The following is a 16,085-nucleotide window of genomic DNA, read 5'->3' as shown; positions in this document are numbered from 1 at the left end:
GATAGCAGTCTTGCTCTGTCTTCTTGGCATGACGGCTTGTCGGCAGGACACACACCGCTTCCGTATCGGGGTGGCGCAATGTAGTGATGACTCCTGGCGGCATAAGATGAATGATGAAATTCTTCGCGAAGCAATGTTCTACGATGGGGTATCGGTTGAAATCCGGTCGGCTGCGGATGATAATCGCAAACAGGCGGAGGACGTTCATTATTTTATAGATGAAGGGGTTGACTTATTGATTATTTCTGCCAACGAAGCGGCCCCCATGACTCCGATTGTAGAGGAAGCCTATCAAAAGGGAATACCTGTCATCCTGGTAGACCGGAAGATTCTTTCTGATAAATATACTGCCTATATCGGTGCCGACAATTATGAAATAGGACGTGCGGTAGGCAATTATATTGCGTCAAGCCTGAAAGGAAAAGGGAATGTGGTGGAACTTACTGGACTGGGTGGCTCAACTCCTGCCATGGAACGCCATCAAGGATTTATGGCTGCTATCAGTAACTTTCCGGATATCAAACTGATTGATAAAGCGGATGCTGCGTGGGAGCGTGAACCGGCGGAAGTGGAAATGGATAGTATGCTCCGTCGGCATCCGAAGATAGACGCCGTGTATGCGCATAATGACCGTATCGCTCCGGGAGCTTATCAGGCTGCAAAGAAAGTGGGACGGGAGAAGGAAATGATTTTTGTCGGTATCGATGCTCTCCCCGGCAAAGGCAACGGATTGGAAATGGTGCTCGACAGTGTGTTGAATGCTACTTTTATTTATCCGACCAATGGCGACAAAGTGATGCAACTGGCAATGAATATCCTTGAGAAAAAGCCTTATCCCCGGGAAACGGTCATGAACACTGCGGTGGTCGACCGTACGAATGCGCATGTCATGCAACTTCAGACAACTCACATCTCGGAACTGGATCAGAAGATTGAAACATTGAACGGACGTATCGGCGGATATCTGTCTCGGGTTGCTACACAGCAGGTGGTGATGTATGGCGGTTTGGTTATTCTTCTATTGGTGGCAGGCTTATTATTGGTAGTCTATAAATCTCTCCGTGCTAAAAATCGTCTGAATAAGGAACTTTCCGAGCAGAAGAAACAGCTGGAAGAGCAACGGGACAAGTTAGAGGAACAACGTGACCAATTAGAAGAACAGCGGGACAAACTGGAAGAGCAACGGGATCAGCTCATCCAGCTTTCTCATCAACTGGAAGAGGCAACGCATGCCAAACTGGTGTTCTTCACAAATATATCTCACGATTTCCGTACTCCGCTTACATTGGTTGCCGATCCGGTAGAACATTTATTGGCCGATCATACACTAAGTGGAGATCAGCATCGAATGTTGATGCTGATTCAACGAAACGTGAATATCCTCTTACGTCTTGTCAATCAGATTCTGGATTTCCGTAAATACGAGAACGGTAAGATGGAATATACACCTGTTCAGATAGATGTTCTTTCCTCTTTTGAGGGCTGGAACGAATCATTCCTTGCAGCGGCCCGGAAGAAACACATTCATTTCTCTTTTGATAATATGCCGGATACGGATTACCATACATTGGCGGATATGGAAAAGTTGGAACGTATTTATTTTAATCTGCTTTCCAACGCGTTCAAGTTCACACCGGAAAATGGAAAGATAACGGTTCGTTTATCTTCCTTAACGAAAGAGGATACTCGCTGGATTCGTTTTACTGTTGCCAATACCGGTTCAATGATTTCCGCCGAACATATTCGGAGCATTTTCGATCGTTTTTATAAAATAGACATGCACCATGCCGGTTCGGGAATCGGGCTTGCATTGGTCAAAGCTTTCGTTGAATTGCATAAAGGTACAATTTCTGTGGAAAGTGATGAAAAGCAGGGCACTGTTTTTACCGTTGATTTACCGGTACAGACTTGTGAAACTATTCTGGCCGAAGATTCTCTAAAGTCATCAATCTCTGCAGTTCCTTTAAATCCTGCTTCTCCCGGATCTCCCGCCTCTTCCGACCTGAATGGAACTTTAGCTGCCGAAGAAGAGGAACTGGAAAAAGGCTATGATTCTTCCAAACCTTCCGTTTTGGTAATTGATGATAATGCAGATATCCGTTCGTATGTACGCGGATTACTCCATACCGATTATACTGTAATTGAAGCAGCAGACGGTTCGGAGGGCATCCGCAAAGCAATGAAATATGTTCCGGACTTGATAATCTCTGATGTGATGATGCCTGGTATTGATGGAATAGAGTGCTGTCGTCGGCTGAAAAGCGAACTGCAAACCTGCCATATCCCTGTCATCTTATTGACAGCCTGTTCTTTGGATGAACAACGGATTCAGGGATATGACGGAGGTGCGGATTCTTATATCTCCAAGCCCTTCAGTTCGCAATTGCTGTTGGCACGCGTTCGTAATCTGATAGATTCACATCGCCGCCTGAAACAGTTCTTTGGTGACGGACAAACGTTGGCGAAAGAGGATGTCTGTGATATGGATAAAGATTTTGTGGAAAAATTCAAGGCTTTGATTGAAGCAAAGATGGGAGACTCAAATTTGAATGTAGAAGATTTGGGTAAGGATATGGGATTAAGTCGTGTGCAGCTCTATCGCAAAATAAAATCCTTGACTAATTATTCTCCGAATGAATTGCTTCGTATCGCTCGTTTAAAGAAAGCTGCTTCCCTGCTTGCTTCGTCGGATATGACAGTGGCAGAGATTGGTTATGAAGTCGGTTTCAGCTCTCCTTCTTATTTTACCAAATGTTATAGAGAGCAGTTTGGAGAAAGTCCGACAGATTTGCTGAAGAGGAAAGGATAGAATCAAAACTATTCACGTTAGAATACAATAAATCCCGGTAACTTGAATTTTCAATGTTTGCCGGGATTTATTGATATGTGTTAGTTATGAATCAATAAACTTTTATCTGCGTTTCCTTGATTATACCAGTTTTGTTCGTTTTTGCCACTACTTTGCGCCCATTTTGCAAATCCTTTATAGGCTTCCAAGAAATTAGCTTTTTCAATAGCATGCGCTGCGTTGCCTGGTACTCTTAATCCCCAAATCAGGCGTCCTGCACTAAAATAATAATTATCATCTTCTTCGTCCCCGTTTGTATATATCGGTAGCAGATTTTTATCATTGAATGGATATTGGTAAGTGATCGGTTCAATACCATTCATATGGATTTCTGTTCCGCTATCATTACGTTTTAAATACAAGTCGAATTCATCGCCTTCTAATATTTCCTTTACTTCTTTTCTCTTCTTTAGGGTGATCAGAATATTGATCTCCGGTAAATCACTTGTTGCTACCAAAGCATTCTTTTCTGTATTATAATATTGGCTGCCTGCAGGTTTAGCCAGATTCTTAATTAAAGGGCTGTAATCAATGATAAGATGTTTATTGGGGACAAGTTCTACTCCGTCGATCGCAGGAATCACGTTTTTAGTTTCATAAACTTCTATACTTTCCACTTCGTCAGAATCTATTTCTTTCAGTCTTAAATAAGGGGAATAAGGGAATATTCCTCCGATAGCTTTTAGACGTAACCCTATTTGTATATACTGCGCAGTGTATTTTTTGTCAACCTTTCTAATACCTTGGAACTGCACCTTATAATTGACTACAAAATCATTAAAGTCATAATCTCCTAATGATGGAAATTGGTCTTCAAACATGATTGTTCCCCAACCATCTTTGGGATGAAAAATGACTCCTTTTGACAATTGGATGTCATCTTCTATATCATGCCCACGAGTGATTGACCGGGTGGTGTTAGATTTGGATTTGGCATCATTAGCAATGTTCAGTGAGAAACTTCTATCTGCATTTACAGGTATGGCTACTTTTTTGGTTTCATTGGTGCTGGTTTTGTACTGGGCATACAATGTATTTACGTAGGTTGGGATGCTCAAAGGGAGACTTGAAATTTCTGTATCTACAGGAATGTCGGCTATTTTCTCTTCTTTACTACATGCTTCATCCAAAAAGAAGGAAACCATAGTGGGGGTAGTAGCAGCTACTGTTCCTGCGGCTACTTGAGTTAATTTCCATTGAAAGCCTGCGGGTATATCCAGGTCTTTTACTTGAATTTCTTTTTCAGGTTGCTTGCTTTCATCATAAAGGTTCTTCTCACAGGAGCTGAAAGCGAATACTCCCAATAAACAAGAAGCGAATAGAATTGTCTTCTTTTTCATAACAGCAGTGCTTGTTTTGTTAATAATAGGGTTGCTTTTAATGGGTACAAAGGTCGGGATTATTTGTAAATAAAGCAAATAAAGTTGCATATTTTATTTGAAATGCTTTTGTTATTTGCAAATTCTCTTCTTTTTATCTAGCTTTGGGAATGAAATAAATAAAGTCCAGGCGATGAAAGATTATAAAGTAGATAAGGCAAGCCTTTCCACATCCTTTTGTCAGGAGGTGTATCAGGTTGTTCGGGAAATTCCGGTAGGTAAAGTTTCTACCTATGGGGGAATTGCCGCATTATTGGGAATGCCTCAATGTTCCCGTATGGTGGGGCGTGCCTTGAAACAGGTTCCGGATGATTTATCTACGCCTTGTCACCGGGTTGTCAATGCATCGGGACGCCTTGTTCCGGGGTGGACAGAGCAGAAACAACTCTTGTTGGAAGAAGGGATCTCTTTCAAGCAAAATGGATGCGTAGACTTGAAAAAGCATCTTTGGAATTACTCCGTATCTGAATGAAATTTGCATATTTAATCTATTTCCCTTACCTTTGTGCCAACAATATGCAAGAACAGACTGTTATTTATTTATGAAAATACTGTTTTCTACTGTTCATTGAGAGGATAATCTTATCAAATTCTATTCCTTTTAAACTACTCAGTCTGTCTTTTAAAACCATTTTAAAAAACGTCGGATCATCATGTTGTCATGTGACATGACTGAACCATGCGAACATTCAACTTGTTTATCGTAAGTGAGAATGAGGAACGCAGCAGTTGAAAACAAAACAACTATTATAATCTAAACCAATATATTATATGAGTAAAATAGAAATAAAGGATTTGTACCTTATCTTTGGTCACGAGAAGCAGAAAGCACTCAAGATGTTGAAAAAAGATAAGAGTAAAGAGGAAATTCTGAAAGATACCGGTTGTACGGTAGGAGTGAAAGATGCCAATCTTTCAATTAATGAAGGAGAGTTTTTTGTGATAATGGGACTCTCGGGAAGTGGAAAATCGACATTACTGCGTTGTATCAATCGTCTGATACGTCCTACTGCCGGACAAGTGCTTGTAAACGGAGTAGATATATCTAAAATATCCGAAAAAGAGTTATTGCAAGTTCGCCGGAAAGAGTTGGCGATGGTTTTCCAGAATTTCGGTCTGTTACCTCACCGTTCCGTATTGAGCAATATCGCGTTCGGTCTCGAACTTCAGGGAGTGAAGAAAGAGGAACGTGAGAAGAAAGCGATGGAAAGTATGAAGCTTGTCGGATTGAAAGGATATGAAAATCAGATGGTGGGCGAGCTTTCCGGTGGAATGCAACAGCGTGTCGGACTGGCCCGTGCTCTGGCTAATAATCCCGAAGTGCTTTTAATGGATGAGGCTTTCTCTGCGCTCGATCCTCTGATTCGTGTGCAAATGCAGGATGAACTGCTGGCTTTGCAGTCGAAGATGAAAAAAACAATTGTCTTTATTACCCATGACTTGAGTGAAGCGATTAAACTGGGCGACCGTATTGCCATTATGAAAGACGGAGAGGTGGTGCAGGTAGGTACTTCAGAAGAAATACTGACCGAACCGGCTAACGATTATGTAGCCCGTTTTGTTGAAAACGTGGACAGGAGTAAAATTATCACCGCTTCTTCTTTAATGATTGACAAACCACTGGTGGCCCGTCTGAAGAAAGAGGGACCTGAAGTATTGATTCGTAAGATGCGTGCGAAGAATATCACCGTATTACCTGTCATAGACGCCGATGATAAACTGGTCGGAGAAGTACGTCTGAACGACCTGCTTAAGTTACGTAGCAGACAGGAAAAATCCATTGAAACGATTGTGCGTACAGAAGTACATTCTGTATTGGAGGATACAGTGTTGGAGGATATACTTCCTTTAATGACAAAGAGCAATTCGCCGGTATGGGTGATTGATGAGACGCATGAGTTTTTAGGAACAATCCCGCTTTCCTCCTTAATCATCGAAGTGACGGGGAAAGATAAAGAAGAAATAAACGAAATAATTCAAAACGCAATAGATTTATGATAAATATAGGACAATATATAGAGATGGCCATCAATTGGATGATGGTACATTTTTCCACTTTCTTTGATGCCGTGAATGCAGGCATCGGTAGTTTTATTATAGGATTCCAACACGTACTTTTTGGAATACCTTTTTATATAACCATTCTAGTGCTTGCTGCACTCGCATGGATGAAGGCAGGACGTGGTACGGCAATTTTCACCGCATTAGGATTATTACTGATTTATGGAATGGGATTTTGGGAGGCTACTATGCAAACCCTGGCTCTCGTTTTTTCATCTACCTGTCTGGCTCTGATTGTTGGTGTACCTTTAGGAGTGTGGACGGCAAACAGTCCGCGTGCAGAGAAAATACTTCGTCCTGTTCTCGACTTGATGCAGACGATGCCTGCTTTTGTTTATCTGATTCCTGCCGTTTTGTTTTTCGGATTGGGAGCAGTGCCGGGAGTGTTTGCCACCATTATCTTTGCTATGCCTCCTGTGGTCCGCCTTACTGGATTGGGAATTCGGCAAGTTCCTAAAAATGTAGTGGAAGCTTCCCGTTCGTTCGGGGCTACCCGTTGGCAGTTATTGTATAAAGTGCAGCTTCCTTTGGCGTTGCCAACCATCCTGACAGGTGTCAATCAGACAATAATGATGTCGCTTTCTATGGTTGTCATTGCTGCCATGATTGCTGCCGGTGGTCTGGGAGAAATTGTATTGAAAGGTATTACCCAAATGAAAATCGGACTTGGGTTTGAAGGTGGTATCGCAGTTGTTATTTTAGCTATCATCTTAGACCGTATCACACAAGGAATGGCAGGACGAAAAAATAAGAACTAAACGGAAAGGATAAAATACGTATGAGAATATATAAAATAGTAGGAATAGTATTGTCAGCTATACTTTTGCTGGCTTCCTGTACTAATTCAGATTTAGAGAAAAAGAAAGTAAAGATAGCCTATGCCAATTGGCTGGAAGGTATTGCCATGAGTCATTTGGCTAAGGTGGTATTGGAAGAACATGGATATGAGGTTGAACTGCAAAATGCTGACCTTGCCCCCATCTTTGTATCTATGTCAGGAAAGAAATCTGATGTCTTTCTGGATGCCTGGTTACCAATAACGATGAAAGATTATATGGATCAGTATGGAGACAGCATCGAATTTTTGGGTGAGGTATATGGAGAAGCCCGTGTAGGACTGGTTGTTCCTCAATATGTTACGATCCAGTCTATTAGTGAGCTGGAAGCTAATAAAGACCGTTTCTCTTCTGAAATAGTGGGAATTGATGCCGGAGCAGGAATTATGAAGACGACCGATAAGACCATTGCTGCTTACGGACTTGATGGGTATACCCTCATGACTTCAAGTAGTTCCACCATGCTGGCTTCTTTGAAAAAAGCGATGGACAAAGGAGAATGGATTGTCATCACGGGGTGGACACCGCATTGGATGTTCGACCAGTTTGACTTGAAATTCTTGGATGATCCGAAGAAAGTATATGGAGACTTGGAAGAAATACATGCTATTGCATGGAAAGGATTCAGTGAGAAAGATCCGTTTGCTGCCGAATTCTTTGGCAACATCAAACTAACGACAGAAGAACTTAGCTCTTTTATGACAGCTATGAAGGATGCCCGGATGGATGAAGAAGAAATAGCCCGTAAATGGAGGGATGAACATCGGCAGTTGGTGGATAGTTGGATTCCGAAGTCAGAGAATAAATAGATTGGAGCATTGTTATTTTTAATTTTAAATATAAAATAGACATGAACTCTAGTGGGAAAAAGGGAGTATTGTTTATGTTAGACAGAGTTCATACAATAAAAAAACGGTAATCTTCTACAAGATTACCGTTTTATATTTATAGGGTATTACTATTATTCAGCACCCCAGTTTTCTCTAGCCAAACGTTTGTAGCTGTTGTAACGCCATTTAGCGTTTTCTTCAGCAGCTTTGAACAGTTCTTCAGCTTCAGCAGGATATTGTTTCATTACAGAAGCGTAACGAACTTCACCCTTCAAGAAACCTTGGAAATCTTCCCAGTTCGGTTCTTTGCTATCCAATTGGAATGGGTTCTTGCCTTCTTCTTCCAAAGCCGGGTTGTAACGCCACAAGTGCCAGTAACCGCACTTAACAGCTTTTTCTTCTTCTTCTTGGCTCTTACCCATACCTGCTTTCAGACCGTGGTTGATACATGGAGCATAAGCGATAATCAAAGATGGTCCCGGATATGCTTCAGCTTCACGGATAGCTTTCAGAGTTTGAGCTTGGTCAGCACCCATAGCGATCTGTGCAACATATACATAACCGTAAGTAGTAGCCATCAGACCGAGGTCTTTCTTACGTACGCGCTTACCAGCAGCAGCGAACTTAGCGATAGCACCTACCGGAGTAGCTTTAGAAGACTGACCACCTGTGTTAGAGTAAACTTCAGTATCCAGAACGAGGATGTTAACGTCCTTACCGGAAGCGATTACATGGTCAAGACCACCGTAACCGATATCGTAAGAAGCACCGTCACCACCAATGATCCACTGGCTGCGTTTTACAAGATATTGTTGCAGTTCAGCGATTTGTTTGCAGTGGTTACATTTATCCTTGTTAGCTTCAACAACCGGAATGATCTTAGCAGCCAATTCCTTAGTCTTGTCCGCATCCAGCATATTGTTGATCCATTCAGCGAACAGTTCTTTTACTTCAGCAGGAGTGCAATCAGCAGCAATAGCCTCGTTCATCACTTTCACGAGACGAGCACGCATCTTTTCGTTAGCCAGTTCCATACCCAAACCGAATTCACAGAAGTCTTCGAACAGTGAGTTAGCCCAAGCAGGACCGTGTCCGTTTTCGTTTGTAGTATACGGAGTAGAAGGAACAGAACCAGAGTAGATAGAAGAACATCCGGTAGCGTTAGCAACCATTTCACGGTCACCGAACAATTGAGAAATCAATTTCACGTACGGAGTTTCACCACAACCAGAGCAAGCGCCGGAGAACTCAAACAACGGAGTAGCGAACTGTGAGTTCTTCACGTTAGCCTTGATATCAACAAGATGTTGTTTAGTCTTCACGTTTTCAGCACAGTAAGTCCAGTTTTCAGCTTGAGCCAATTGGCTTTCGAGGTGTTTCATTGTCAATGCTTTGCCACCCTTCTTCGGATTACCCGGACAGATGTCAGCACAGTTACCGCAACCCAGACAGTCGAGAACGTCCACCTGGATACGGAATGTCATACCGTCGAATGCTTTACCTACAGCTTTCAGTTGTTCGAACTTAGCACCCTTCTGCTCTTCAGCGTCGAGTACGAACGGACGGATAGAAGCGTGAGGGCAAACGTATGCACACTTGTTACACTGGATACAGTTTTCCGGATTCCATTCAGGAACGAATGCAGCTACACCACGTTTTTCGTATTTAGCAGTACCTTGATACCAAGTACCGTCTTCGATACCCTTGAATGCAGATACCGGCAACAAGTCACCGTCTTGTGCATTGATCGGACGAACTACTTCGTTGATGAATGCAGGATCGTTGTTTTCAGCTTTTGCGTCATCCGGAAGGTTAGCCCAAGCAGGATCAACAGCCAAAGTCTTGTATTCACCACCACGGTCAACGGCAGCATAGTTCTTGTTAACAACGTCTTCACCCTTCTTGCCGTAAGACTTAACGATGAATTTCTTCATCTGCTCAACAGCTTGGTCTACAGGAATAACGCCTGTGATACGGAAGAATGCAGATTGAAGGATTGTGTTGGTACGGTTACCCAAACCAATTTCCAGTGCAATTTGTGTTGCGTTGATATAGTATACAGAAATGTTGTTCTGTGCAAAATATTTCTTAACCTTGTTAGGCAGGTTCTTAGCCAGTTCTTCACCTTCCCAGATTGTGTTCAGCAAGAAAGAACCGTTCTTACGCAAACCACGAGTTACATCGTACATGTGCAGGTAAGCCTGAACGTGACAAGCAACGAAGTTCGGAGTATTTACCAGATAAGTAGAACGGATTGGATTGTCACCGAAACGCAAGTGAGAACAAGTGAAACCGCCCGACTTCTTAGAGTCATAAGAGAAGTAAGCCTGGCAGTGTTTGTCAGTGTTGTCACCGATAATCTTTACAGAGTTCTTGTTAGCACCTACTGTACCGTCAGCACCCAAACCGTAGAATTTAGCTTCGAACATACCTTCGCCGCCTAAAGCGATTTCTTCTTTTTGAGGAAGAGAAGTGAAAGTAACGTCGTCTACGATACCGATAGTGAAGTGGTTCTTCGGCATTGGCATAGCCAAGTTTTCGAATACTGAAAGGATTTGAGCAGGAGTAGTATCTTTTGAACCCAAACCGTAGCGACCGCCAACGATAACCGGAGCATTTTCTGCACCGTAGAAGCAGTCTTTAACGTCAAGGTAAAGAGGTTCACCGTTAGCACCCGGTTCTTTAGTACGGTCAAGAACTGCGATAGTCTTAGCAGTCTTAGGTACAGCAGCCAAGAAGTGTTTAGCAGAGAACGGACGATACAGGTGTACGGCAACCATACCCACTTTTTCGCCGTTTGCTACCAGGTAGTCGATAGCTTCGCGGGCAGCTTCTGTTACAGAACCCATAGCGATAATTACGCGTTCTGCATCTTCTGCACCATAGTAATCGAACAAACCGTATTTACGACCTGTGATCTTAGAAATTTCATTCATGTATTCTTCTACGATAGCAGGAACTGCTTCATAGTAGTTGTTGCATGATTCACGATGTTGGAAGAAATGGTCAGGATTTTCAGCCATACCACGAGCTACCGGTTTCATCGGGTTCAGTGCGCGGGCACGGAATTCAGCCAAAGCTTCTTGGTCGATCAGCGGAGCAAGATCATCATTTTCCAACATTTCAATCTTTTGGATTTCGTGAGATGTACGGAAACCATCGAAGAAGTTCATGAACGGAACGCGAGATTTGATGGTAGCCAAGTGAGCAACACCAGCCAAATCCATAACTTCCTGTACAGAGCCTTCAGCCAACATAGCAAAGCCAGTCTGACGAGCTGACATTACGTCTTGGTGGTCACCGAAGATACACAATGCGTGAGAAGCCAATGTACGAGCAGATACATGGAATACGCAAGGCAAGAACTCACCGGCAATTTTGTACATGTTAGGGATCATCAGGAGAAGACCCTGGGAAGCAGTGTAAGTAGTAGTCAACGCACCAGCCTGAAGAGAACCGTGAACTGCACCGGCAGCACCACCTTCAGATTGCATTTCCTGTACTAATACTGTTTCGCCGAAGATGTTCTTACGTCCTGCGGCAGCCCATTCGTCTACGTACTCAGCCATAGTCGAAGAAGGAGTGATGGGGTAGATAGCTGCTACTTCAGAGAACATATACGAGATATGCGCTGCAGCCTGGTTACCATCACAAGTGATGAATTTCTTCTGTTTAGTCATAACTAAATTAAATATTTAAGTAAATAAATCTTTTAATATAAAAAGCCGAACATCCAGAGAGGTATCTGGTTGCCCCGACCTATTTCAGCCTTATGCAACGCGTACGTTACATTCGGATTGTTCTTGATCTTTGCGCCTTCCTGGCAAATTTTGAACGGCATTACTTCGTCCACCATAAAAGAGACGTTTTTATCTCCTTTATGTACCTTATGGTCTTTCCATAAAGAATTTGCAAAGAATGTGTCGAGCACATCCTGCTCTTCCACTTTCACCGGATAGATGGAATACATCAGGTTGGAGTTGTGCATCATTATCTTTGAAGGTTTTTTAGGGAATTCTTCCCCTTTCGGATAAACCAGATTAATGAGTCGCGCATCTGCCAGATACTTGATATAGTTCATCACCGTGGCGCGAGATGTCTGTATGTCGCTTGCTAGTTGGCTCACATTTGGAGCTTTCGGCCCGTCGACAGCGAGCAAATATAGTAATTTTTTTATCTTTGAAAGATATTTCAGTTCAATTTGTTTGATGAGAAGTATATCTACTTCCACCATCATGTTCATCGTTTTCAGCAGATTCTCCGAAAAGTTACGCTTTTCGAGGAAGAACGGATAGAAGCCGTGGTGCAGATAATCCTGGAAATAATCCAACGGACGGACTTTGGAGAGTACTCCTTTGGCAATCTGTTCGTGAGTGCTAAGAATTTCTTCGAGACTGTATGCCCTGAATTTCATGCCTGTTTGCAAGTTTAGGAATTCACGGAAAGAGAATCCACGCAGGTTATAGCTCTTGGCGATATCACGTAATTCAAGATTTTCTTCTTTCAGTCGCATCACGGACGAGCCGGTGAAGACAATTTTCAGGTTAGGAAAACGGTCGTAACACATGCGTAACTCTTTGCTCCATTCCGGATGTTTGAACACCTGGTCGATCAACAATACTTTTCCGCCACGTTTCTGAAATTCGTTGGCGAAGTCTACAATGCTGTGGCCCGAGAAATAGAAGTTGTTCATGTTGATGAACAGACAGGAACGGTCGTTCCCGAATTTCTCTTTGGCGTATTGGAGAAGGAAAGTGGTTTTTCCTACGCCACGTGTCCCTTTGATACCAATCAGGCGGTCGCTCCAATCGATCTCGTCCATAAGATCGCGGCGAACGGGGGCATTGGTGTGCTCAACGAGGTAGGCGTGTGTGCGGTAGAATGATTCCATTTCAGTTCTTTGTTTTTCGGGTGGCAAATATACTGCTTTTTTTAGGATTTGCAAAGTAGAGATGGCAAAATTGTGTGTTTAATTCCAACTTTCTGTTTATTGTAGTCATTCCTGACTATTTCCTGTATATATTTGCAGAATAAAGTTTTGAATTCATTTGAAATGACAAAAAAGGCTCTTTATATATTCAATCCGGAACATGACTTGGCGTTGGCCAGCGGTGAAACTAATTATATGGCTCCAGCTTCGGCCAGACGTATGGCTTCCGAGTTGGCTTTGCTTCCGATGTGGTATGCAGAGGAGGGGAGTGCTGTATTAGCTTCTTCCGCTTATAATCTGGATTATTTGAAGCAAATGCAGGAATTGCTGGGAGTTTCGATTCATTTGATGACTGAACCGGAACTTGCTGTCGGACCGGATTTGGATATTCGTCCTTGGGGGTGGGATGTAGCTTTGCGGAAACGGCTTTCAGGGCTGGGCGTGGATGAAGCCCTGTTGCCTTCTATGGAGCAATTAAACGGTCTGCGGGAATACTCCCATCGTTCTAAAGCCGTCTCATTGCTTCCGGAATTACAACTGAATGAATATTTCTGCGGAGAATCTTATTATTTGAAGACACAAGAAGAATGGAAAACCTTTGTGGAAGAGCGGGAATGCTGCCTGTTGAAAGCTCCGCTTTCGGGAAGCGGTAAAGGCTTGAACTGGTGTAAAGGCATATTTACTCCTTTTATATCCGGTTGGTGTACGCGTGTGGCTGCTTCGCAGGGTGGAATCATTGCGGAACCTATATATAATAAGGTAGAAGACTTTGCCATGGAGTTTTATTCCGATGGTACAGGTGAAGTGACATTTATGGGATATTCCCTCTTCCATACCGGAAAGAGTGGAATGTATGAAGGGAATCGTTTGCTTTCTAATGAGGCAATCTGGAAACAACTTTCGCAATATGTCCCTTCAAAGGTTCTGACGGATTTGGAGAACTGTTTGAAATATAGACTTTCTGCGTTGGTAGGAACCGTTTATAAAGGTTATCTTGGGGTTGATATGATGATTTGTCGGTTTCCGGAAAATGAAAAGCCGGTTTTTCGGATTCATCCCTGTGTGGAAATTAATCTGCGCATGAATATGGGAGTTGTTGCGCGTTTTTTATATGACCGTTATGTACGTTCTGGTTCAACAGGGCGTTTTGTGATTGATTATCATCCTTCGGAAGGTGAAGCCTTGCAGGAACATGAACGAATGTCCGCAACTTATCCGTTGGAAATCAGGGAAGGTAGAGTGTACTCCGGTTATTTACCTTTGGTTCCTGTTCATAGGAGAAGTTGCTATCGCGCATGGATATGGGTAACTCCTGATAATATTTAACTTTATCTGTTCACACCAGCCAGCGACTGATATTGCGTTTTTCCGCACTGAACTCTACCCCGATCTTTATCACTTCACGTCCGTCTGCCTGATACGGTATCAGATAGCCTTTATCGTCGATCTGCTTCAATGCCGCTTCTGCTGTGTCATGCAGCTTGAATTCGAAGACATAGATATATTTAGGTGTTTTCACTACGGCATCTGCACGACCGCGGGCGCTGCGTACTTCGGCATCGGTGAACTGTCCCATAAGTTTGAAGACAATATAGAAAACTACTTGGTAGTGACGCTCTGTCTGCTCGTTCAATTCGTAGGTGAAATCGGCAAAGAAGGCTTGCAGGCGGGTAAGAAAGGCATCGTAGTCTCCCGAACGAAGTTCTTGTACAAACTTGCCGATGTAAAATCCTTGGTCACTGTTTCTCACTCCGGTGTAAAATGGAACCAGGAAATTAATGAAGCCGTAGCGGACTTCATCATTAGGAAATTGCAATAGATAGTTACCAAATTCCCTATCGAAATCTTTTATCGTCAGATAGCCACTTTGGTAAATTAACGGAATCGGATTATTGGAATCTACACGATATTCGGAGAACATGGAAGACGGTGCTTCGATCCCGTCAAGCAAAGTACGCAGGTCGTATTCGGTTTCTTGCAGCATCTCGACGAGGAAAGTCGGTGTGCCGGTCTGGAACCAGTAATTGTCGAACACTTTTGATTTCAGGACATTCAGTACACTGAACGGGTTGAAGATACCTACTGAATTAATGCAAAAATGATAGCCATCGTAGAGACGTGTCATTCGTTGTACCGCGTCATCATAAGAAATGGAATTATTGGCTGCCAGTATCTTGATTTCCGGCTGGAAGGTATCCAATAATTCTTGAAGAGTGATGCCGCAAAGGGTTCCGTAATCGGGCCATAAAGTGATGTCCTGCAATTGGTTGAGGTCACTGAATACACTTACTTGTGAGAATTTCGTTACTCCTGTGAGGAAGACGAAACGTAGGTAGCGGTCGGCACTTTTCAATACTCCGTAAAAGGCTTTCAGAGTTTTACGGTATTCATCCAGTAAGACATCATTGCCTAAAGCTTGCAATAGAGGTTTGTCGTATTCGTCTACCAGAACTACGACGCTGCTACCGGTTTGTTCGTAGGCACGACGGATGACGCCGGAGAAACGACCGGAAAGAGTGTTCTCGTCTATTCCTTTGCCATATTGGATTTCCCATAAGGTGAGTTGACGGCTGAGGATATCATAAAGTCTTTCTGGGGAATCGTACTTCTCGGCATTTAAATCCAGATGCAGCACAGGATGCTTTTCCCATTTCGTTTCCAGTTTTTCAATGGCAAGCCCTTCGAAGAGTTCTTTCTTTCCTTCAAAGTAGGCTTCAAAGGTAGAGAGAAGAAGACTTTTACCAAAACGGCGTGGACGACTCAGGAAGTATGGAGTAGATGTATAAGCTATTTTCCATACAAGCTCTGTTTTATCTACATATAGATAATCGCCCTTACGAAGTTTCTCAAAGGTCTGTATCCCGATAGGGAGTTTACGAAGCAGGTCATTCATTGTTATTTTCCTTTTAGTGGTTCAAAGATAATCATTATTTTCGTAATATTTCGTTTTCAATATCTCAAAGAACGGGCGTTATAATTTTGTTTAACTGGAAAATTATCATTTAGCTCATTCTTGCACGGTTTTCACCACAGAGGACACGGAGGACACAGAGGTGAATTTGTTTTATGACTTACGGTTGTGACCCTAATTTTAATGCGTAATCCTCCTCTATAAAGTTGAAAAAACATGAAAACATCTGCCACCTGCAACCAAACGCATGTAATACAGTAGTTAATAAGTAGTTAGAACGTGGCAGATAC

At 42.8% G+C, this 16,085-nt stretch carries 10 protein-coding genes; 6 read left to right on the top strand and 4 right to left on the bottom strand.

Features of this window, described 5'->3' with window-relative positions; translation table 11 throughout:
- Positions 1–28 precede the first annotated feature (28 nt).
- Positions 29–2,809 (top strand): substrate-binding domain-containing protein, encoded by a 2,781-nt coding sequence (locus INE92_RS11885; RefSeq protein ID WP_373259582.1) that lies wholly within the window; start codon positions 29–31, stop codon positions 2,807–2,809.
- Positions 2,810–2,889: 80 nt separating this feature from the next.
- Here the strand turns inward: INE92_RS11885 and INE92_RS11880 are convergent, their stop codons facing one another.
- Positions 2,890–4,278: an LruC domain-containing protein gene (locus INE92_RS11880; protein ID WP_008025957.1), complete on the bottom strand. Its 1,389-nt coding sequence runs from the start codon at positions 4,276–4,278 to the stop codon at positions 2,890–2,892.
- Positions 4,279–4,360: 82 nt separating this feature from the next.
- On the opposite strand from INE92_RS11880, the gene INE92_RS11875 reads away from it, so the two are divergent.
- The 4 genes from INE92_RS11875 to INE92_RS11860 all read left to right on the top strand — a co-directional run bounded on the left by INE92_RS11875 (position 4,361) and on the right by INE92_RS11860 (position 7,933).
- Complete coding sequence (locus INE92_RS11875) at positions 4,361–4,699, top strand: MGMT family protein (RefSeq protein ID WP_004312618.1); 339 nt, start codon at positions 4,361–4,363, stop codon at positions 4,697–4,699.
- A 299-nt stretch (positions 4,700–4,998) separates the two neighbouring features.
- The gene (locus tag INE92_RS11870; protein WP_015531537.1) at positions 4,999–6,225 is read left to right on the top strand and encodes a quaternary amine ABC transporter ATP-binding protein; all 1,227 of its coding nucleotides are present in this window, start codon (positions 4,999–5,001) and stop codon (positions 6,223–6,225) included.
- Positions 6,222–7,046 carry an ABC transporter permease gene (locus tag INE92_RS11865; protein ID WP_015531536.1) on the top strand — a complete coding sequence of 275 codons (825 nt, stop codon included), beginning with the start codon at positions 6,222–6,224 and terminating at the stop codon, positions 7,044–7,046. The genes INE92_RS11870 and INE92_RS11865 overlap by 4 nt, the downstream gene beginning before the upstream one ends.
- A gap of 20 nt (positions 7,047–7,066) precedes the next feature.
- Complete coding sequence (locus INE92_RS11860; RefSeq protein ID WP_212702039.1) at positions 7,067–7,933, top strand: glycine betaine ABC transporter substrate-binding protein; 867 nt, start codon at positions 7,067–7,069, stop codon at positions 7,931–7,933.
- Positions 7,934–8,085: 152 nt separating this feature from the next.
- Here the strand turns inward: INE92_RS11860 and nifJ are convergent, their stop codons facing one another.
- The gene (gene nifJ, locus INE92_RS11855) at positions 8,086–11,634 is read right to left on the bottom strand and encodes a pyruvate:ferredoxin (flavodoxin) oxidoreductase (protein WP_061448592.1); all 3,549 of its coding nucleotides are present in this window, start codon (positions 11,632–11,634) and stop codon (positions 8,086–8,088) included.
- Positions 11,635–11,666: 32 nt separating this feature from the next.
- The gene (locus INE92_RS11850; protein ID WP_004311727.1) at positions 11,667–12,845 is read right to left on the bottom strand and encodes an ATP-binding protein; all 1,179 of its coding nucleotides are present in this window, start codon (positions 12,843–12,845) and stop codon (positions 11,667–11,669) included.
- A gap of 162 nt (positions 12,846–13,007) precedes the next feature.
- On the opposite strand from INE92_RS11850, the gene INE92_RS11845 reads away from it, so the two are divergent.
- Positions 13,008–14,210: a hypothetical protein gene (locus INE92_RS11845; protein WP_015531534.1), complete on the top strand. Its 1,203-nt coding sequence runs from the start codon at positions 13,008–13,010 to the stop codon at positions 14,208–14,210.
- 10 nt (positions 14,211–14,220) lie between these two features.
- Here the strand turns inward: INE92_RS11845 and INE92_RS11840 are convergent, their stop codons facing one another.
- A complete protein-coding gene (locus tag INE92_RS11840) occupies positions 14,221–15,777 on the bottom strand; it encodes an ATP-binding protein (RefSeq protein WP_004315119.1) in 1,557 nt (518 codons plus the stop codon).
- Positions 15,778–16,085: the final 308 nt, after the last annotated feature.

The organism is Bacteroides xylanisolvens, assembly GCF_018289135.1.
GTDB lineage: Bacteria > Bacteroidota > Bacteroidia > Bacteroidales > Bacteroidaceae > Bacteroides > Bacteroides xylanisolvens.
The sequence above is the reverse complement of the archived record's forward strand: the minus strand, read 5'-3'. Positions and strand labels throughout refer to the sequence as shown.